The organism is Streptomyces tendae (assembly GCF_008632955.1).
Taxonomy (GTDB): Bacteria; Actinomycetota; Actinomycetes; order Streptomycetales; family Streptomycetaceae; genus Streptomyces.
Map to the genome: position 1 here is coordinate 1356986 of NZ_CP043959.1, position 16579 is coordinate 1373564.

At 72.9% G+C, this 16579-nt stretch carries 7 protein-coding genes and 1 pseudogene; 1 reads left to right on the forward strand and 7 read right to left on the reverse strand.

All coding sequences use genetic code 11. The annotated features are described in order from the left end of the window. Positions 1 to 53: 53 nt before the first annotated feature. Entirely contained in the window at positions 54 to 1754 is a 1701-nt protein-coding gene (treS, locus tag F3L20_RS06455; protein WP_145827431.1) for a maltose alpha-D-glucosyltransferase, read from the reverse strand. Further along, positions 1751 to 3956 (reverse strand): annotated as a pseudogene (locus F3L20_RS06460) (maltotransferase domain-containing protein). Before F3L20_RS06460 ends, treS begins: the two are co-directional and overlap by 4 nt. Positions 3957 to 4739: 783 nt before the next feature. Between F3L20_RS06460 and F3L20_RS06465 the strand changes: the two are divergent. Continuing rightward, a complete protein-coding gene (locus tag F3L20_RS06465) occupies positions 4740 to 7364 on the forward strand; it encodes a glycosyltransferase family 1 protein (RefSeq protein ID WP_150152978.1) in 2625 nt (874 codons plus the stop codon). A 758-nt stretch (positions 7365 to 8122) separates the two neighbouring features. Here F3L20_RS06465 and F3L20_RS06470 read toward each other — a convergent pair. The 5 genes from F3L20_RS06470 to F3L20_RS06490 form a co-directional block, all read right to left on the reverse strand. Continuing rightward, positions 8123 to 8644 (reverse strand): DUF1990 domain-containing protein, encoded by a 522-nt coding sequence (locus tag F3L20_RS06470; RefSeq protein WP_145830161.1) that lies wholly within the window; start codon positions 8642 to 8644, stop codon positions 8123 to 8125. A 93-nt stretch (positions 8645 to 8737) separates the two neighbouring features. Continuing rightward, positions 8738 to 10387, reverse strand: coding sequence for a M4 family metallopeptidase (locus F3L20_RS06475; protein WP_150152980.1), 1650 nt, complete (start codon positions 10385 to 10387; stop codon positions 8738 to 8740). Positions 10388 to 10658: 271 nt separating this feature from the next. After that, positions 10659 to 12704: a M4 family metallopeptidase gene (locus F3L20_RS06480; RefSeq protein ID WP_150152982.1), complete on the reverse strand. Its 2046-nt coding sequence runs from the start codon at positions 12702 to 12704 to the stop codon at positions 10659 to 10661. A 340-nt stretch (positions 12705 to 13044) separates the two neighbouring features. Further along, positions 13045 to 14808 carry an ABC transporter ATP-binding protein gene (locus F3L20_RS06485; protein ID WP_150152984.1) on the reverse strand — a complete coding sequence of 588 codons (1764 nt, stop codon included), beginning with the start codon at positions 14806 to 14808 and terminating at the stop codon, positions 13045 to 13047. Beyond that, positions 14805 to 16526 (reverse strand): ABC transporter ATP-binding protein, encoded by a 1722-nt coding sequence (locus tag F3L20_RS06490; RefSeq protein ID WP_150152986.1) that lies wholly within the window; start codon positions 16524 to 16526, stop codon positions 14805 to 14807. Before F3L20_RS06490 ends, F3L20_RS06485 begins: the two co-directional genes overlap by 4 nt. Positions 16527 to 16579 lie beyond the last annotated feature (53 nt).

Sequence of the window (16579 nt, forward strand, 5' to 3'; positions counted from 1 at the left end):
TGTTACTCATGCGTGCCCCGGGCGGGGCGGGGGAAACCGCCCCGCCCGGGGTTCTAGGCGGCGTCCTTGCGGAGCCGGAACCAGTAGAAGCCGTGGCCCCCGAGGGTCATCAGGTACGGCAGTTCGCCCACGGCCGGGAAACGCACCCCGCCGAACAGCTCCACCGGGTGCCGGCCCTCGAAGGCACTGAGATCCAGCTCGGTGGGCTGTGCGAAGCGCGAGAAGTTGTTGACGCAGAGGACGAGGTCGTCCTCGTACTCGCGGAGGAAGGCGAGGACGGCGGGGTTGGAGGAGGGCAGTTCGGTGTAGGAGCCGAGGCCGAACGCCTTGTTCTGCTTGCGGATCTCGATCATGCGCCGGGTCCAGTGCAGCAACGACGACGGTGAGGCCATGGAGGCTTCGACGTTGGTGACCTGGTAGCCGTAGACCGGGTCCATGATCGTGGGCAGGTAGAGGCGGCCGGGGTCGGAGGAGGAGAAGCCGGCGTTGCGGTCCGGGGTCCACTGCATGGGGGTGCGGACGGCGTCGCGGTCGCCGAGCCAGATGTTGTCGCCCATGCCGATCTCGTCGCCGTAGTAGATGATCGGCGAGCCGGGCAGGGACAGCAGCAGGGCGGTGAAGAGTTCGATCTGGTTGCGGTCGTTGTCGAGGAGCGGGGCGAGGCGGCGGCGGATGCCGATGTTGGCGCGCATGCGGGGGTCTTTCGCGTACTCGGCCCACATGTAGTCGCGTTCCTCGTCGGTGACCATCTCCAGGGTCAGCTCGTCGTGGTTGCGCAGGAAGATGCCCCACTGGCAGTTCGACGGGATGGCGGGGGTCTTGGCGAGGATCTCGGAGACGGGGTAGCGGGACTCGCGGCGGACGGCCATGAAGATGCGGGGCATGACGGGGAAGTGGAAGGCCATGTGGCATTCGTCGCCGCCGGCGGCGTAGTCGCCGAAGTAGTCGACCACGTCCTCGGGCCACTGGTTGGCCTCGGCGAGGAGGACCGTGTCCGGGTACTGGGTGTCGATCTCCTTGCGGACCCGCTTGAGGAACGCGTGCGTCGCCGGGAGGTTCTCGCAGTTCGTCCCCTCCTCCTGGTACAGGTACGGCACCGCGTCCAGCCGGAACCCGTCGATCCCGAGGTCCAGCCAGAACTTCAGTGCGGAGATCATCTCCTCCTGCACCGCCGGGTTCTCGTAGTTGAGGTCCGGCTGGTGCGAGAAGAAGCGGTGCCAGTAGTACTGCTTGCGTACCGGGTCGTACGTCCAGTTCGACGCCTCGGTGTCGACGAAGATGATCCGGGCGTCCTGGAACTGCTTGTCGTCGTCGGCCCACACGTAGTAGTCGCCGTACGGCCCGTCGGGGTCCCGCCTCGACTCCTGGAACCACGGGTGCTGGTCGCTGGTGTGGTTCATGACGAAGTCGATGATCACGCGCATGCCGCGCTGATGGGCGGAGTCGACGAACTCGACGAAGTCGGCGAGGTCACCGAACTCCGGCAGGACGGCGGTGTAGTCGGCGACGTCGTAACCGCCGTCGCGCAGCGGCGACTTGAAGAAGGGCGGCAGCCACAGGCAGTCGACGCCCAGCCACTGCAGGTAGTCCAGCTTGGCGGTCAGGCCTTTCAGGTCACCGACGCCGTCGCCGTTGCTGTCCTGGAAGGAGCGGACGAGGACCTCGTAGAAGACGGCGCGTTTGAACCAGTCGGGGTCCCGGTCCTTGGCGGGGGTGTCCTCGAAGGTGTCCGGGACGGGTTCGTTGACGCTCATGTGGCGGATGACCCTCCGATCTGCGGGGTGGACGGTCGCAGAACCGTGCTGTGCGTCCCGGGAGGCTCCTCCTCGGACCCCCCGCCGACGACGAGTACATGTGCCCCGCCCGGGCCGAGACGCACATAGTTGGCACTGCCCCATCGATAGGTCTCGCCGGTGAGCTCGTCGCGCACCGGCACCGACTCGTGCCACTCCAGGCCGAGTTGCGGCATGTCCAACGAGACCGTGGCCTCCTGGGTGTGCGAGGTGTCGAGGTTGGCGACCACCAGGACCGTGTTGTCGCCCCGGCGCTTCGAGTACGCGATGACCTCCTCCTTGTCCGCCTGGTGGAAGTGGATGTCGCGCAGTTGCCGCAGGGCCGGGTTCTCCCGGCGGAGGGTGTTGAGCCGGGTGAGGAGGGGGGCGATGGTACGGCCCTCGCGGGCGGCCGCGTCCCAGTCGCGGGGTTTGAGCTGGTACTTCTCGCTGTCGAGGTATTCCTCGCTGCCCTCGCGCAGCGGGGTGTTCTCACACAGTTCGTAGCCGCTGTAGACGCCCCAGGCGGGGGAGAGGGTGGCCGCGAGGACGGCGCGGACCTCGAAGGCGGGCCGGCCGCCGTGCTGGAGGTAGGCGTGCAGGATGTCGGGGGTGTTGGCGAAGAAGTTGGGCCGCATGTAGGAGGCGGCGTCCCCCGACAGTTCGGTCAGGTACTCCGTCAGTTCCTGCTTGGTGGTGCGCCAGGTGAAGTACGTGTACGACTGCTGGAAGCCGATCTGGGCCAGGGTGTGCATCATCGCCGGGCGGGTGAAGGCCTCCGCCAGGAAGATGACGTCGGGTCGGTGCGGTTGATCTCCCCGATCACCCGCTCCCAGAACACCACCGGCTTGGTGTGCGGGTTGTCCACCCGGAAGATCCGCACGCCCGCGTCCATCCAGTGCCGCAGCACCCGGCAGGTCTCGGCGACCAGCCCGTCCATGTCGGCGTCGAAGGCGACGGGGTAGATGTCCTGGTACTTCTTCGGCGGGTTCTCGGCGTAGGCGATGGAGCCGTCGGGGCGGTGGTGGAACCACTCGGGGTGCTTGTGCACCCAGGGGTGGTCGGGGGAGCACTGCAGCGCGAAGTCCAGGGCGACCTCCATGCCGAGGTCGCGGGCGCGGGTGACGAAGCGGGTGAAGTCCTCCAGCGTGCCCAGCCGCGGGTGCACGGCGTCGTGGCCGCCCTCGGGGGAGCCGATCGCCCAGGGCACACCGACGTCGTCGGGGCCGGCGTCGAGGCTGTTGTTGGGGCCCTTGCGGAACGTCGTGCCGATCGGGTGGATCGGCGGGAGGTAGACGACGTCGAAGCCCATCGCGGCGATCGCGGGCAGCCGGCGGGCGGCCGTCTCGAAGGTGCCGTGCGGCTGCTCGGGGGTGCCTTCGGAGCGGGGGAAGAACTCGTACCAGGAGCCGAAGAGGGCGCGTTCGCGTTCGACGAGCAGGGGGAGCGGGTCGCTGCTGGTGACCAGCTCGCGCAGCGGGTGCCGGGCCAGCACCGCCGCCACCTCCGGCGTCAACGCCGCCGCAAGACGGGCCGCCGCCGGACGGGCCGTGTCGCGCAGAGCGTCCACGGCCCCGCGCAGCACCTCCCGGTCCTCGGTCGCGGGCACCTGCCCCGCCGCCCGCTCGTGCAGCCGGGCGCCTTCCTCGAGGACGACCTCGGTGTCCAGGCCCGCCGGGATCTTGATCTGCGCGTGGTGCCGCCAGGTGCCGACCGGGTCGCTCCACGCCTCCACCGCGTACGTCCACAGGCCCGTCTCCGTCGGGGTGACGGTCGCCCCCCACCGGTCCGTGCCGGGAGCCAGCTCCCGCATCGGCGTGAACGGGCCAGGGCGCCCCTCCGGATCCCTCAGCACCACGTTCGCCGCCACCGCGTCGTGCCCCTCCCGGAACACGGTCGCCGTCACCTCGAACGATTCGCCCACGACGGCCTTCGCGGGCCTGAGCCCTTGCCGCACCAGTGGGCGCACGTCCAGCACCGGGATGCGTCCCACGGACGTCCGGGGAGGTGCCGGAGCTGCCGGCGGTACGGGCGAGGCCTTGGCGGGCGCGGTCGCGGCGGGCGGGTCGTGGCGGGCGGGGTGGCCCGTTCCGGTGGTGCGGTCGGGCGGGGCGCGGCGCCGGGGCGCGCGGGTGCCGGGGCTGCGGGCGTCGGGGGGGATGACGAGTGGTGCTTGGCGGGCATGACCGCTCCTGTCCGCGTCAACGAGGGTGGGCGGATGACTGTGGGGAGGTGGGTCCTGCGGGGTCTCAGTGGGGTGTACCCGCAGGAGCCTTCCCACACTGTTCGGGTGGGCAATCCGGCCCTTTGTTAACTACTCACGCGTATGTCGACACACAAGACCGGCCGGGGCCGCCCGGCGCGCGGCCGGTCCGGAGCACGCCCACGATGGGTTCGTTCCCACCGGTCGGCGAGGGTGGCGGGCGCCTTGGAGCGTTGCCGGCGCCCCGCGCACGCGGGTCCCGCGGCGGACGGGTTCCGCGCACCCTCACCTCTCCGCCCGTCACACCTGTGACCTGCGTCTTCCGCGTCCACTCCCGGAGTTTCGGCGGCCAGACCGGACCGGGGCACGGCGACACGCCCGCGCCGTCCCCGTACGGCCGCGCGTGACCGGTGAGCAGAGTGGGACGGGAGGGATCCGAGGGGGCGCGCAGTCCCAGGGTGGCCGGGGCGCGGGCGGGCCGGCGGACGGAAACGGCCGGTTCTTTGCCCCGTCCGGCGGCCGGCCCGGGGCGCACGGCAGGACAGGCGTCACGGAGCGGCGGCGCGTCGCGCCGGGTGAAGTACGACAAGGCCGCACATAGGAGCGGAATCGGCCATGTCCACTGTGCGGTGAATCGTTTGGACACGGCCGGCGAGGTACCCGTGTCTCCCGGCTTCCCCCGCGGACCGTCTCCGCGCCGGTACTGTCGGCAGCGATACCCGGACGCACACCGCGTCTCTCACGAACGCGCCGAGGTGGCTTTTGTGAAGGCTATCCGTCGATTCACCGTCCGACCCGTGCTCCCCGAACCCCTCCGGCCGCTGAGCGATCTGGCCCGCAATCTGCGCTGGTCCTGGCACACCGGAACCCGTGACCTCTTCCGCTCCGTCGACCCCGAACGCTGGGCGGCGGCCGGCAGCGACCCCGTACGCCTGCTCGGCAGCGTGTCGACCGAGCGGCTCACCGAGCTGGCCGGCGACCGTGACTTCCTCGACCGCCTCGCCGCGGTCTCGGACGACCTGCACACCTACATGACCGGCGACCGCTGGTACCAGCAGCGGAGCGAGCGGCTGCCGGCGGCCGTCGCCTACTTCTCCCCCGAGTTCGGCATCACCGCCGCCCTGCCGCAGTACTCGGGCGGTCTCGGCATCCTGGCCGGCGACCATCTCAAGGCCGCCAGTGACCTCGGTGCCCCGCTCATCGGGGTCGGCCTGCTCTACCGGCACGGCTACTTCCGTCAGTCCCTGTCCCGGGACGGCTGGCAGCAGGAGCACTACCCCGTCCTCGACCCCCACGAGCTGCCCCTGGACCAGCTCAAGGAGGCCGACGGCACGCCCGCCCAGATCGCCCTCGCCCTGCCCGGCGACCGCTCCCTGCGCGCCCGGATCTGGGTGGCCCAGGTGGGCAGGATCCCGTTGCTCCTGCTGGACTCCGACATCGAGGAGAACGACCTCATCGAGCGCGGGGTGACCGACCGGCTCTACGGCGGCGGCAGCGAGCACCGGCTGCTCCAGGAGATGCTCCTCGGCATAGGAGGAGTCCGCGCGGTGCGCACGTACTGCCGGCTCACCGGGCACGCCGCACCGGAGGTGTTCCACACCAACGAGGGGCACGCCGGGTTCCTCGGCCTGGAACGTATGGCGGAGCTGCGCGCCGAGGGGCTGGACTTCGACGCGGCCCTGGAGGCGGTCCGCGCCGGCACCGTGTTCACCACGCACACCCCCGTCCCGGCCGGCATCGACCGCTTCGACCGCGAACTGGTCGCCCGGCACTTCGGCCCGCACGCGGAACTGCCCGACCTGGAGGTCGACCGCATCCTGCGGCTGGGCATGGAGACCTACCCCGGCGGCGAGCCCAACCTGTTCAACATGGCCGTGATGGGCCTGCGCCTCGCCCAGCGGGCCAACGGCGTCTCCCTGCTGCACGGCCAGGTCAGCCGGGAGATGTTCGCCGGGCTGTGGCCCGGGTTCGACCCCGAGGAGGTGCCGATCACCTCCGTGACCAACGGGGTGCACGCGCCCACCTGGGTCGCCCCCGAGGTGTACCGGCTCGGTGCCCGGCAGATCGGCACCCAGCGCGCGGAGGAGGCGCTGAGCGTCGGCGACTCCGACCGCTGGGACTCCGTCGCCGACATCGCCGACCAGGACATCTGGGAGCTGCGCCGGTCGCTGCGCGAACTGCTGGTGCTGGAGGTGCGGGAGCGGCTGCGCGCCTCCTGGCGGCAGCGCGGCGCCGGGACGGCCGAGCTGGGCTGGATCGACGGCGTGCTCGACCCGGACGTGCTCACCATCGGCTTCGCCCGGCGCGTCCCGTCGTACAAGCGGCTGACGCTGATGCTGCGCGACCGGGACCGGCTGATGGACCTGCTGCTGCACCCCGACCGGCCGGTGCAGATCGTCGTCGCGGGCAAGGCGCACCCGGCGGACGACGGCGGCAAGCGGCTCATCCAGGAGCTCGTCCGCTTCGCCGACGACCCGCGGGTCCGCCACCGGATCGTCTTCCTGCCCGACTACGGCATGGCCATGGCGCAGAAGCTGTACCCCGGCTGCGACATCTGGCTGAACAACCCGCTGCGGCCGCTGGAGGCGTGCGGCACCAGCGGCATGAAGTCCGCGCTCAACGGCGGGCTCAACCTGTCCGTGCTGGACGGCTGGTGGGACGAGTGGTTCCAGCCCGACTTCGGCTGGGCGATCCCCACGGCGGACGGCGTCGGAACCGACCCGGACCGGCGCGACGACATAGAGGCCGCGGCGCTGTACGACCTGCTGGAGCAGCGGGTGACCCGCGTCTTCTACGAGCGCGGGCGCAGCGGGCTGCCGGACCGCTGGATCGAGATGGTGCGGCGGACGCTGAGCCTGCTCGGGCCGAAGGTGCTGGCGGGGCGCATGGTGCGGGAGTACGTCGAGCGGCTGTACACGCCCGCCGCGCACGCGCACCGGGCGATGGGCCCGGACGCGGCGCGGGAGCTCGCCGAGTGGAAGGCGACGGTGCGGGGCGCCTGGCAGGGCGTGACCGTCGACCACGTGGAGACGTCCGTCGCGACGGCCATGGCCACGGCGGAGCTCGGCACCACGCTCGCGCTGCGGGTGCGGGTGGGGCTCGGCAGCCTGCGGCCGGAGGACGTGGAGGTGCAGGCGGTGTCCGGGCGGGTGGACGAGGAGGATCGCATCACGGATGCGACCGCCGTGGCGCTGAAGCCGGTGGGGGCGCCCGCGCCGGGGGGAGGGTGGGTGTACGAGGGCCCGTTGTCCCTGGACCGGACGGGGCCGTTCGGCTACACGGTGCGGATCCTGCCGAGCCATCGGATGCTGGCGTCCGGCGCGGAGCTGGGGCTGGTGGCGGTGCCACCGGAGGACGTCGCCGAGGCGGCGGGCTTACTGATGCGGTGACGCCGCGCCGGCCGGGCGGGGGTGCGGGTGCCGCCCGCTCCCTCAGGCCGGGGCTGGGCCGCGCACCTTCAGGGGCGCGGGAACTGCGCGACCGGCCCCACCGGCCCGCACCCGGCGTGCGACAGTCCCTGGCACGCCGGTGGCCGTTGGGGGCGTTGCGCTGCTCGGCGTTGCGGGGTGCCGCCTGCGCCCACCCGTGCCGCCCCAGCGGCACGACTGTCCGCAGGCGGCGGCTGGGCCGCGCCCTTCAGGGGCGCGGGGAACTGCGCGACCGGGCCCCGGCGGGCCGCACCCGGCGTGCGACAGTCCCTGGCACGCCGGTGGCCGTTGGGGGCGTTGCGCTGCTCGGCGTTGCGGGGTGCCGCCTGCGCCCACCCGTGCCGCCCCAGCGGCACGACTGTCCGCAGGCGGCGGCTGGGCCGCGCCCTTCAGGGGCGCGGGGAACTGCGCGACCGGGCCCCGGCGGGCCGCACCCGGCGTGCGACAGTCCCTGGCACCCCGGTGGCCGTTGGGGGCGTTGCGCTGCTCGGCGTTGCGGGGTGCCGCCTGCGCCCACCCGTGCCGCCCCAGCGGCACGACTGCCCGCAGGCGGCGGCTGGGCCGCGCCCTTCAGGAGCGCGGGAAACTGCGCGACCGGCCCCCACCGGCCCGCACCCGGCGTGCGACAGTGCCCGGCACCCCGGTGGCCGCAGGCGGCGGGGGCTGCCGCGATCGCCCTCCCCCGGGACGCCGGACAGTCCCCTGCGTCCCGGGGGAGGTCAGGTGTCGGAGACACCGTGGGTGGCCAGGCGGCGGAGCGTCTTGCCGCAGTGGCGCGCATACGCCTGCTGAAGCCGCCGCGTAGCGGGCCCACCCGCACGGCTGTACCACCGCGCCGCCTTGCTGAACGCCGAGACCGTCAGCCACACCGTCCCGTCCCCCGTGCGGTGCACGACGAACGCCTCCTCGCCGCACTCGGGGTGCCCGGCCAGCGTGCCGTAGGCCCAGCCCGCCCTGCGGTGCTCCTCCACCGTCCACACCACCCGGCAGGGCGCCTTCACCACTCCGGCAAGGGTGACGGTGACGTCGACGTCCGGCGCCGCCCGCTCCGCGGAGGCGTCGATGCCGACCCCCATCTCCCGGTGCAGCTCCCAGGTGAGCAGCGCCTCCGCCGCCTGCCGGAAGACCTTCTCCCCCTCGCCGAGCCGGGTGCGCTCCCTGAGGTGGTGGAACCCGGGAGGGCAGAAGTCGGGATCGCGGCTCGCGCCGACGTGGTCGTAGGTGAAGTCCGCCGAAGACATGGGACACAAGCCTAGGTGGTGGGCCCACGTGCCCGGGCGGCACCCGGAGCGCGATGCGCTCAGGATGCCGCCCGGTGTGCCCGCCGCGACGCGTCAGCTGACGTTGATCGCCTTCCAGGCCGCCGCGACGGCCTTGTACTCGGTGCTGCTGGAGCCGTACAGCGCCGACGCCGCGTTCAGGGTGCCCGTACGGGCCGCCTTGTAGTTGGTCGTCGAGGTGAAGTACGTGGTCAGTGCCTTGTACCAGATCTGCAGCGCCTTGGCGCGGCCGATGCCGGTGACCGTGGAGCCGTCGTACGTCGGCGAGTTGTAGCTCACGCCGTTGACGGTCTTGCTGCCGCTGCCCTCGGCGAGCAGGTAGAAGAAGTGGTTCGCCGGGCCCGAGGAGTAGTGCACGTCGACCGAGCCGAGGCTGGAGGACCAGTAGTCCTTGGAGGCGCCGTCCTTGCTCGGCTTGTCCATGTGGCGCAGCGGCGTGCCGTTGCCGTTGATGTCGATCTTCTCGCCGATGAGGTAGTCACCGGCGTCGGAGGAGTTGGCCGCGTAGAACTCCGCGCCCGTGCCGAAGATGTCGCTGGTCGCCTCGTTGAGGCCGCCGGACTCGCCGCTGTAGCGCAGGCCCGCGGTGTTGGAGGTGACGCCGTGGCTCATCTCGTGGCCCGCCACGTCCAGCGAGGTCAGCGGATGGGTGTTGCCCGAGCCGTCGCCGTAGGTCATGCAGAAGCAGCTGTCCTGCCAGAAGGCGTTGACGTAGTTGCTGCCGTAGTGGACGCGGGAGTAGGCGGCCTTGCCGTCGTTCTTGATGCCGTTGCGGCCGAAGGTGTTCTTGTAGAAGTCCCACGTGATCTGGGCGCCGTAGGCGGCGTCCACGGCGGCGGTCTGGTCGCTGGAGGAGCTGGAGGCGGTGCCGGTGCCCCAGGTGTCGTCCGCGTCGGTGAACAGCGTGCCGGTGCCGGAGGTGCCGCGCGCCAGGTTGTACGTCTTGTGACCGCCGCGTGAGGTGTCGTACAGCTGGTACGTCGAGCCGGACTTGTGGGTGCCCAGGGTGACCGTGCCCGAGTACAGGCCCTTGCCGGTGCCGGTGTGCACGCCCTGCCACTCGTGGAGCTTCTCGCCGGTGGTGGCGTCGGTGATCACGTGCAGCTCGTTCGGGGTGCCGTCCGCCTGCAGGCCGCCGACGACGGTCTCGTAGGCGAGGACGGGCGTGCCCTGGGCGGCCCAGACCACCTTGCGGGGCGCGGAGCCGGCCTCGGCCCGCTCCGACCCGGCGGCCTCGGCGGCGGCGAGCGCCTGCGTCTTCGCCTTGCCCGCGGTGACCTCGGGCGTCACGGAGGAGACCTTGACGGCGGCCTTCACGGCCTTGGTGACGGTTCTGGTGCCGCCGGCCGGCTCGTGCACGACGAGGTCGCCGCCGAGCACGGGAAGTCCGTCGTAGGTGCGCTCGTAGCGGGTGTGGACGGTGCCGTCCACGTCCCGCACGACGTCCTTGACGATCAGCTTCTCCTTGGCGCCGAGGCCTATCGCCTCGGCGGTTTCGGTGGCCGTCGCCTCCCGCTCCTGGATGAGGGAGGTGCGGGCGGCGGCGGACAGCAGCACGGGGGCCCCGCCCAGGACCGGCTTGCCGGCCGGGGCGGAGTCGGCGGTCGCGGCACCGGTGGCCAGGCCGGTGGTGAGCAGGGCACCGGCCACGACGGCGGTGGCGGCGGCCAGGGCGGTACGGCGACGCGCGTGGAGGGGAGTCACTCGAAGCTCCTCGGGGGGTGAGTGGGGGTGCGGACGGCTGGGGGGCCGTCCGGTGGTGCGCCGAGCGAGGGAAGACTGACACCTGCGACGCGTACATGTCAGGAGGGTCGAATGATGTTGGCCGAAAGGTGACGTCCGAACGAACGGTGCGCGCGGGTGGACCCGCCTGACCTCGGTAAAGGCGCAACCCGACGGACGTATGGGAACGGCAAAAAGCGGCGCCGCCCCGGGCGGTGTGAACCACCCGGAGCGGCGCCCCGACCTCCGCTGTCTACGGGAAGGTCAGGCTCCAGCCGTTGATGTAGCCGGTGTCGTAGCGGGCCGTGTCCTGCACCCGCAGCCGCCAGGTGCCGTTGGCCGTCTCCGACGAGGCGTCGACCGTGTACGTCTCGTTGATGTTGTCCGCCGAGCCGCCGGTGCGGTTGCGCAGCCGGTACGCCGTGCCGTCCGGGGCCACCAGGTCGACCACCAGGTCACCGCTCCAGGTGTGCACGATGTCCACCGCGACCTGGAGGTTGCCGGGCGCGTTGCCGGTCCGGCCGGAGACGGTGATCGAGGACGTCACCGCGGCGCCGGCGTCGGGGATCGCCACGTCGGCGGTGTTCTCGAAGGTGGTGCCGCCGCCTCCGCCGCCACCGGAGCGCGCGCCCACGTTGACGCCCGCCCACGCGTCCTGCACCGCCTTGTACTCGGCGCTGTCCGTGCCGTACAGCTCACCGGTGGCCGCCAGGGTGCCGGTGCGGGCGCCCGCGTAGTTGGTGGTCGAGGTGAACTTGGTGGTCAGCGCGCGGAACCAGATCTTCTCCGCCTTGGCGCGGCCGATGCCGGTGACCGGAAGGCCGTCCGACGTGGGCGAGTTGTAGGTCACCCCGTTGATGGTCTTGGTGCCGCTGCCCTCGCTGAGCAGGTAGAAGAAGTGGTTCGCCGGGCCCGAGGAGTAGTGCACGTCGACCGACCCGATGCCGGAGTACCAGCTGTCCTTGGAGGCGCCGTCCTTGCTCGGCTTGTCCATGTAGCGCAGCGGCGTGCCGTCGCCGTTGATGTCGATCTCCTCGCCGATGAGGTAGTCACCGACGTCCTCGGAGTTGTTCGCGCCGAACTCCACCGCCGAGCCGAAGATGTCGCTGGTCGCCTCGTTCAGACCGCCGGACTCGCCGCTGTAGACCAGGCGGGCGGTGACCGACGTCAGGCCGTGCGTCATCTCGTGGCCGGCCACGTCGATGGCGGTGAGCGGGTTGACGTTGCCGGAGCCGTCGCCGTAGGTCATGCAGAAGCAGCTGTCCTGCCAGAAGGCGTTGACGTAGTTGTTGCCGTAGTGGACCCGGGAGTAGGCGCCCACACCGTCACCGCGGATGCCGGAACGGCCGTGCACGTTCTTGTAGTAGTCCCAGGTCAGCGCGGCCCCGTAGTGGGCGTCGGCGGCGGCCGACTCCGCGTTCGACGGGGAGCCGTTGCCCCAGACGTCGTCCGGGCCGGAGAACAGCGTGCCGGTGCCGGAGCTGCCCCGGTTCAGGTTGTACGTCTTGTGCCCGCCGCGCGCGCCGTCGGTGAGGTTGTACGTCGACCCGGACTGGGTGGTCGTCAGGTCGACGGTGCCGCTGTAGACGGTGTGGCCGGTGCCGTTCTGCACGGCCTGCCACTCGAAGAGCTTCTCGCCGGTGGTGGCGTCGGTGACGACGTGCAGCTCCTGCGGGGTGCCGTCGTGCTGGAGACCGCCGACGACCGTCTCGTAGGCCACGACCGGCCTGCCGTCGGCGGCCCAGATCACCTTGCGCGGCGCCCGGTCGACGTCCGCGCCCTCGGCCTGCTCGGCCTTCGCGGCGGACAGGGCCTGCTGCTCGGCCTTCGCGGCCGGCACCTTCGCGGTGGTGGTGGCGGGCTTCACCGCGGCCCGGGTGGCCTTGACGACAGAGTCGGCCTCGCCGGCGTGGTCGCCCTGGACGACCAGGTCGCCGCCGAGGACGGGCAGTCCGTCGTAGGTGCGCTCGTAGCGCACGTGCACGGTGCCGTCGCGGTCCTTGAGGACGTCACGGACGACGAGCTTCTCCTTCGCGCCGAGCCCGAGGTCACGGGCGGTCCGCGCGGTGCCGGCGCTCGCCTCGCGGATCAGCTCGGCGCGCTGGGCGGGGGTGAGCCGGACCGGCTCCGTGCCCGGGGCGGCCGCGCTCTGCGCCCGGGGCGTCTGCTCCGGGGCGGCGGTGGCGGTGCCGGACTGCACGGCCGTGGCGATCAGCGCGGCCACCCCGGCGAGGGCGACGGCGGCGGCACGGCGGTGTGTGGCGTGGGGGGTGCGTCTGTGGGACGTCCTGCTTCTCAACGCGTACTCCTTCTGCGGGGCCGCGGGGTGCGCGGCCTGGGGAGACCGGTCGGCGGGTCAGCCGGCCGGGCAGAACGGAAGTGCTCTGAGCAGTGGCCGCCGGACAACAGGCAGACGAAGCTGTGGGGTTGCTGTGAAGCGGCCGTGGGAAGAGTGGCAGGGGATCGCGGTTTCTGTCAGGAGCGCGTCAGAAAGTTGGCCGGAACCCGTTCGGTGTCCGGGAGGCGGGGTTCGGTATACGAACGGGGAGAGCGGGCGGTCGCCCGGGGCCCGGCGGACGGAGACCCGGCCGACGCGGGTCCGCCACCGTCACCCCGGTGACGGACCCGTGTCGCCGACGTCACGGCGCGGTGGCCGGCCGGTCCCCGTGCCAGGACCGCCACAGCGCGGCGTACACCCCGTCCGCCGCCACCAGGGCGTCGTGCGTGCCGAGTTCGGAGAGCCGGCCGTCCTCCATCACCGCCACCCGGTCCGCGTCGTGCGCGGTCTGCAGCCGGTGCGCGACGGCGATGACCGTACGGCCCCGGAGCACGGCGCCCAGGGCGCGCTCGGTGTGCCGGGCGGTCGTCGGGTCGAGCAGCGCGGTGGCCTCGTCGAGGATCAGCGTGTGCGGATCGGCCAGCACCACACGCGCCAGCGCCAGCTGCTGGGCCTGCGGGCCGTCCGTGGCGTGACCGCCCTCACCCAGCTCGGTGTCCAGGCCGTGCGGCAGCTCCCGTACCCAGCCGTCCGCGCCGACCACGGCCAGCGCCGCCCACAACTCCGCGTCCCCGGCGGCCGGTTCGGCGATCCGCAGATTGTCCCGTACCGACCCCAGGAAGACGTGGTGTTCCTGGGTCACCAGCACCACCTGCCGGCGCAGCCGCTCCGGGTCCAGCGACGCCACCGGTACCCCGCCCACGGTCACGCTCCCGGCGGTCGGCGCGTCCACGCCCGCCAGCAGCCGGCTCAGCGTGGTCTTGCCCGCGCCCGACGGTCCCACCACCGCCATCCGTTCGCCCGGCCGCACCGTCAGATCGACCCCGCACAGCACCTCGCCGCCCCCGTCGTAGGCGTAGCGCACCCCGGTCACGTCGATACGGTCCCCGTCCGGATCCGGGCCGGCGCCCCGCTCCGCCGCGCGCGGCGCCAGCGCCAGCCCCTCCACGCGCGCGAACGAGGCGCCGCTGCTCTGCAGTTGCTCCAGCACCATCAGCACCTCGTCCAGCGGACCGGCGAGCTGCAGCAGGTACAGCGAGGTGGCCACCACCGCCCCGAGACTCACCGCGCCCTGCCCGTGCAGCCAGCCCCCGCACAGCAGCACCCCGGCCACCGGCACCACGTACGACACCTCGACCACGGGGAAGAACACCGAGCGCAGGTACAGCGTGCGGAACCGGGTGCGGCGGGAGGCCTCCAGCGCCTCGCGGCTCGCGCGGACCCGCCGCTCCTGGAGCCGGAACGCCTCCACCGTGCGCGCGCCCGACGCCGTCGACGCGACCACCTCCGCTACGTCCGAGTTCGCCGCGCCCTCGGCGAGATAGGCGCCGCGGGCCCGTCGCAGGTACCAGCGCAGCACCGGCCCGATCGGGGCGAGGCAGAGCAGTCCCAGCGCGCCCAGCAGCGGGTCCACCGCGAGGACCGCACCCATGACGAACAGCGACTGCACCAGGTTGACCAGCAGCGACGGTCCGGCGTCCCGCAGCGTGGTGCCGACGGTCGTCACGTCGGCCGTGCCCCGGGTGGTCAGGTCGCCGGTGCCCGCCCGCTCCACCACGGCGGACGGCAGCGCCAGCGCCCGGTCCACGAACCGCTCCCGCACCCGCGCCAGCGTCCGCTCCCCGAACCGGTGCCCCACGTAGCGGGCCCAGCGCGCCAGCAGCAACTGCGCCACCGCGCACGCCAGGATCACCGGCGCCAGCCGGTCCACCACCGCGGTCCCGCCGCCCGCCCGCACCTCGTCGACGATCCGCCCGAGCAGCCACGGCCCGGCCAGCCCGGCCAGGGCCGCCGCGCCGTTCAGCGCCAGCACCCCCGCGAAGGCCCGCCGGTCCGCCCGCACCAGCTCCCCGGCCGCCCGGCGCACCTCGGCCCGCCCCGCCAGGGGAAGCCGCCCCCCGCTCATCCCGCCACCTCCTCGGCCGCGCCCCGTCCGGCGTCCCTGGCCACCAGCTCGCGGTATCCCGCCTCACCGTCCAGCAGTTCGCGGTGGGTGCCGCTCGCCACCACCTTGCCGTCGACCAGGAAGAGCACCCGGTCGGCCCGGTCCAGCACCAGCGGAGAGCTGGTGGCCAGCACCGTCGTACGGCCCTCGCGCGCGGCGCGCAGCCGGTCGGCGACCAGGGCCTCGGTGTGCGCGTCGAGCGCCGAGGTCGGCTCCACCGCCAGCAGCACCTCCGGTTCGGCGAGCAGGGCCCGGGCCAGCCGGACCCGCTGCCGCTGCCCGCCGGAGAGGCTGCGGCCCTGCGCGGACACCACCGAGTCCAGCCCGTCCGGCAGCCCGCGCACCACGTCGTCGGCGGCCGCCGCGTGCAGCGCGCCCAGCACCTCCTCGTCCGACGCCCCGCCCCGGCCCGCGACGACCTCGCGCAGCGGGCCGGCGAACAGCGCGGCCTCCGGGTCGGCGACCAGGATCCGCTCCCGCACCCGCGCCAGCGCGATCTCGTCCAGCCGGACCTTGCCCCAGATGACGTCCGACGGCGTGTACCGGCCCAGCCGGTCCACCACGGCGAGCGCGTCGGCGGGCCGGGCGCACACCAGGGCGGTCAGCCGCCCCGGCAGCACCCGCACCCCGGACTCCGGGTCCTCCAGCGCGGACGGTTCGGACGGCGCGTCCGCGGTGGCCCGGTCGGCCGGCGGCTCCAGGCGCAGCAGCGCCGTCACCCGCCGGGCCGCCACCACGCCCCTGCTCAGCTGGTAGCCGCACTCGATCAGGAACATCACGGGCCACACCAGGACGGTCACATAGCCGTACACCGACACCAGTTCGCCCACGCTGATCCGGCCCTGCGCGGCCATCCGCGCCGCCATCCAGGTCACCACCGCGAGGAACAGCGTCGGCAGCCCCGCCGCCAGCGCCTGCATCCAGCTCGTCACGGCCCCGACCCGGTACCCCTGCTCCCGCAGCCTCCCCGAGTCACGGCGGAACGCCTCCGCGACCAGCCCCTTGCCGCCCAGCCCGCTCAGCACCCGCAGCCCGCCCGCCAGGTCCCCGATGCGCGCGGTCAGCACACCCTGCCGCTCCCGGTACTCCGTCTCGGTGCCCTGGAGCCGTCCGCTCAGCGGCCCCACGACCAGCCCGATCACCGGCACCCCCAGCAGTACGACCAGGGCCAGCGCCGGCGACACCGTCAGCAGCAGGCCCGCGACCACCGCGTACGCCACGACCGCGCCGATGCCCGGTCCGACCGCGGTGAGCGACTGGGCGATCACCTGCACGTCGCCCACCCCGATGGTCACCACCTCCCCGGCCCCCGTCCGCCGCTCCAGCGCCGAGCCGAGCTTCACCGTGTGCCCGACGACCACCTTCACCGTGCGGAAGTTGGCGTCCATCCGGACCAGGGTCATCGTGCGGTGGCGCATGAGGCCCAGCCAGGCGTTGAAGCCGCTCACCAGGACCAGGGCGCCCGTCCAGCCAGCCAGCGCGGCCGTGTCGCCCGTCTGCAGCCCGTCGTCCACCGCCCGCGCCATCAGGTACGGCGTCGCCGCCAGCAGCACCAGCCACGCACTGCCGTACACCGCCCCCGCCGCGCACCGCCCCGGCTGCTGCCGCACCAGCCACCACAGATACCGCGCCCCTCCCCGCCGGTCGGGCGTGCCCGGATCCTCGTACGCGTCGATCACGTGTGTTTCCTCCCCCGTGCGGCCTGCCGGCCGGAGTCCGTCGCGTCCTCGAG

What these genes read in the sequence shown, in the direction of transcription:
- F3L20_RS06485 (WP_150152984.1), bottom strand. Translation starts at nt 14,808, where the DNA reads ATGAGCGGGGGGCGGCTTCCCCTGGCGGGGCGGGCCGAGGTGCGCCGG.
- F3L20_RS06470 (WP_145830161.1), bottom strand. Translation starts at nt 8,644, where the DNA reads ATGTCTTCGGCGGACTTCACCTACGACCACGTCGGCGCGAGCCGCGAT.
- treS (WP_145827431.1), bottom strand. Translation starts at nt 1,754, where the DNA reads ATGAGCGTCAACGAACCCGTCCCGGACACCTTCGAGGACACCCCCGCC.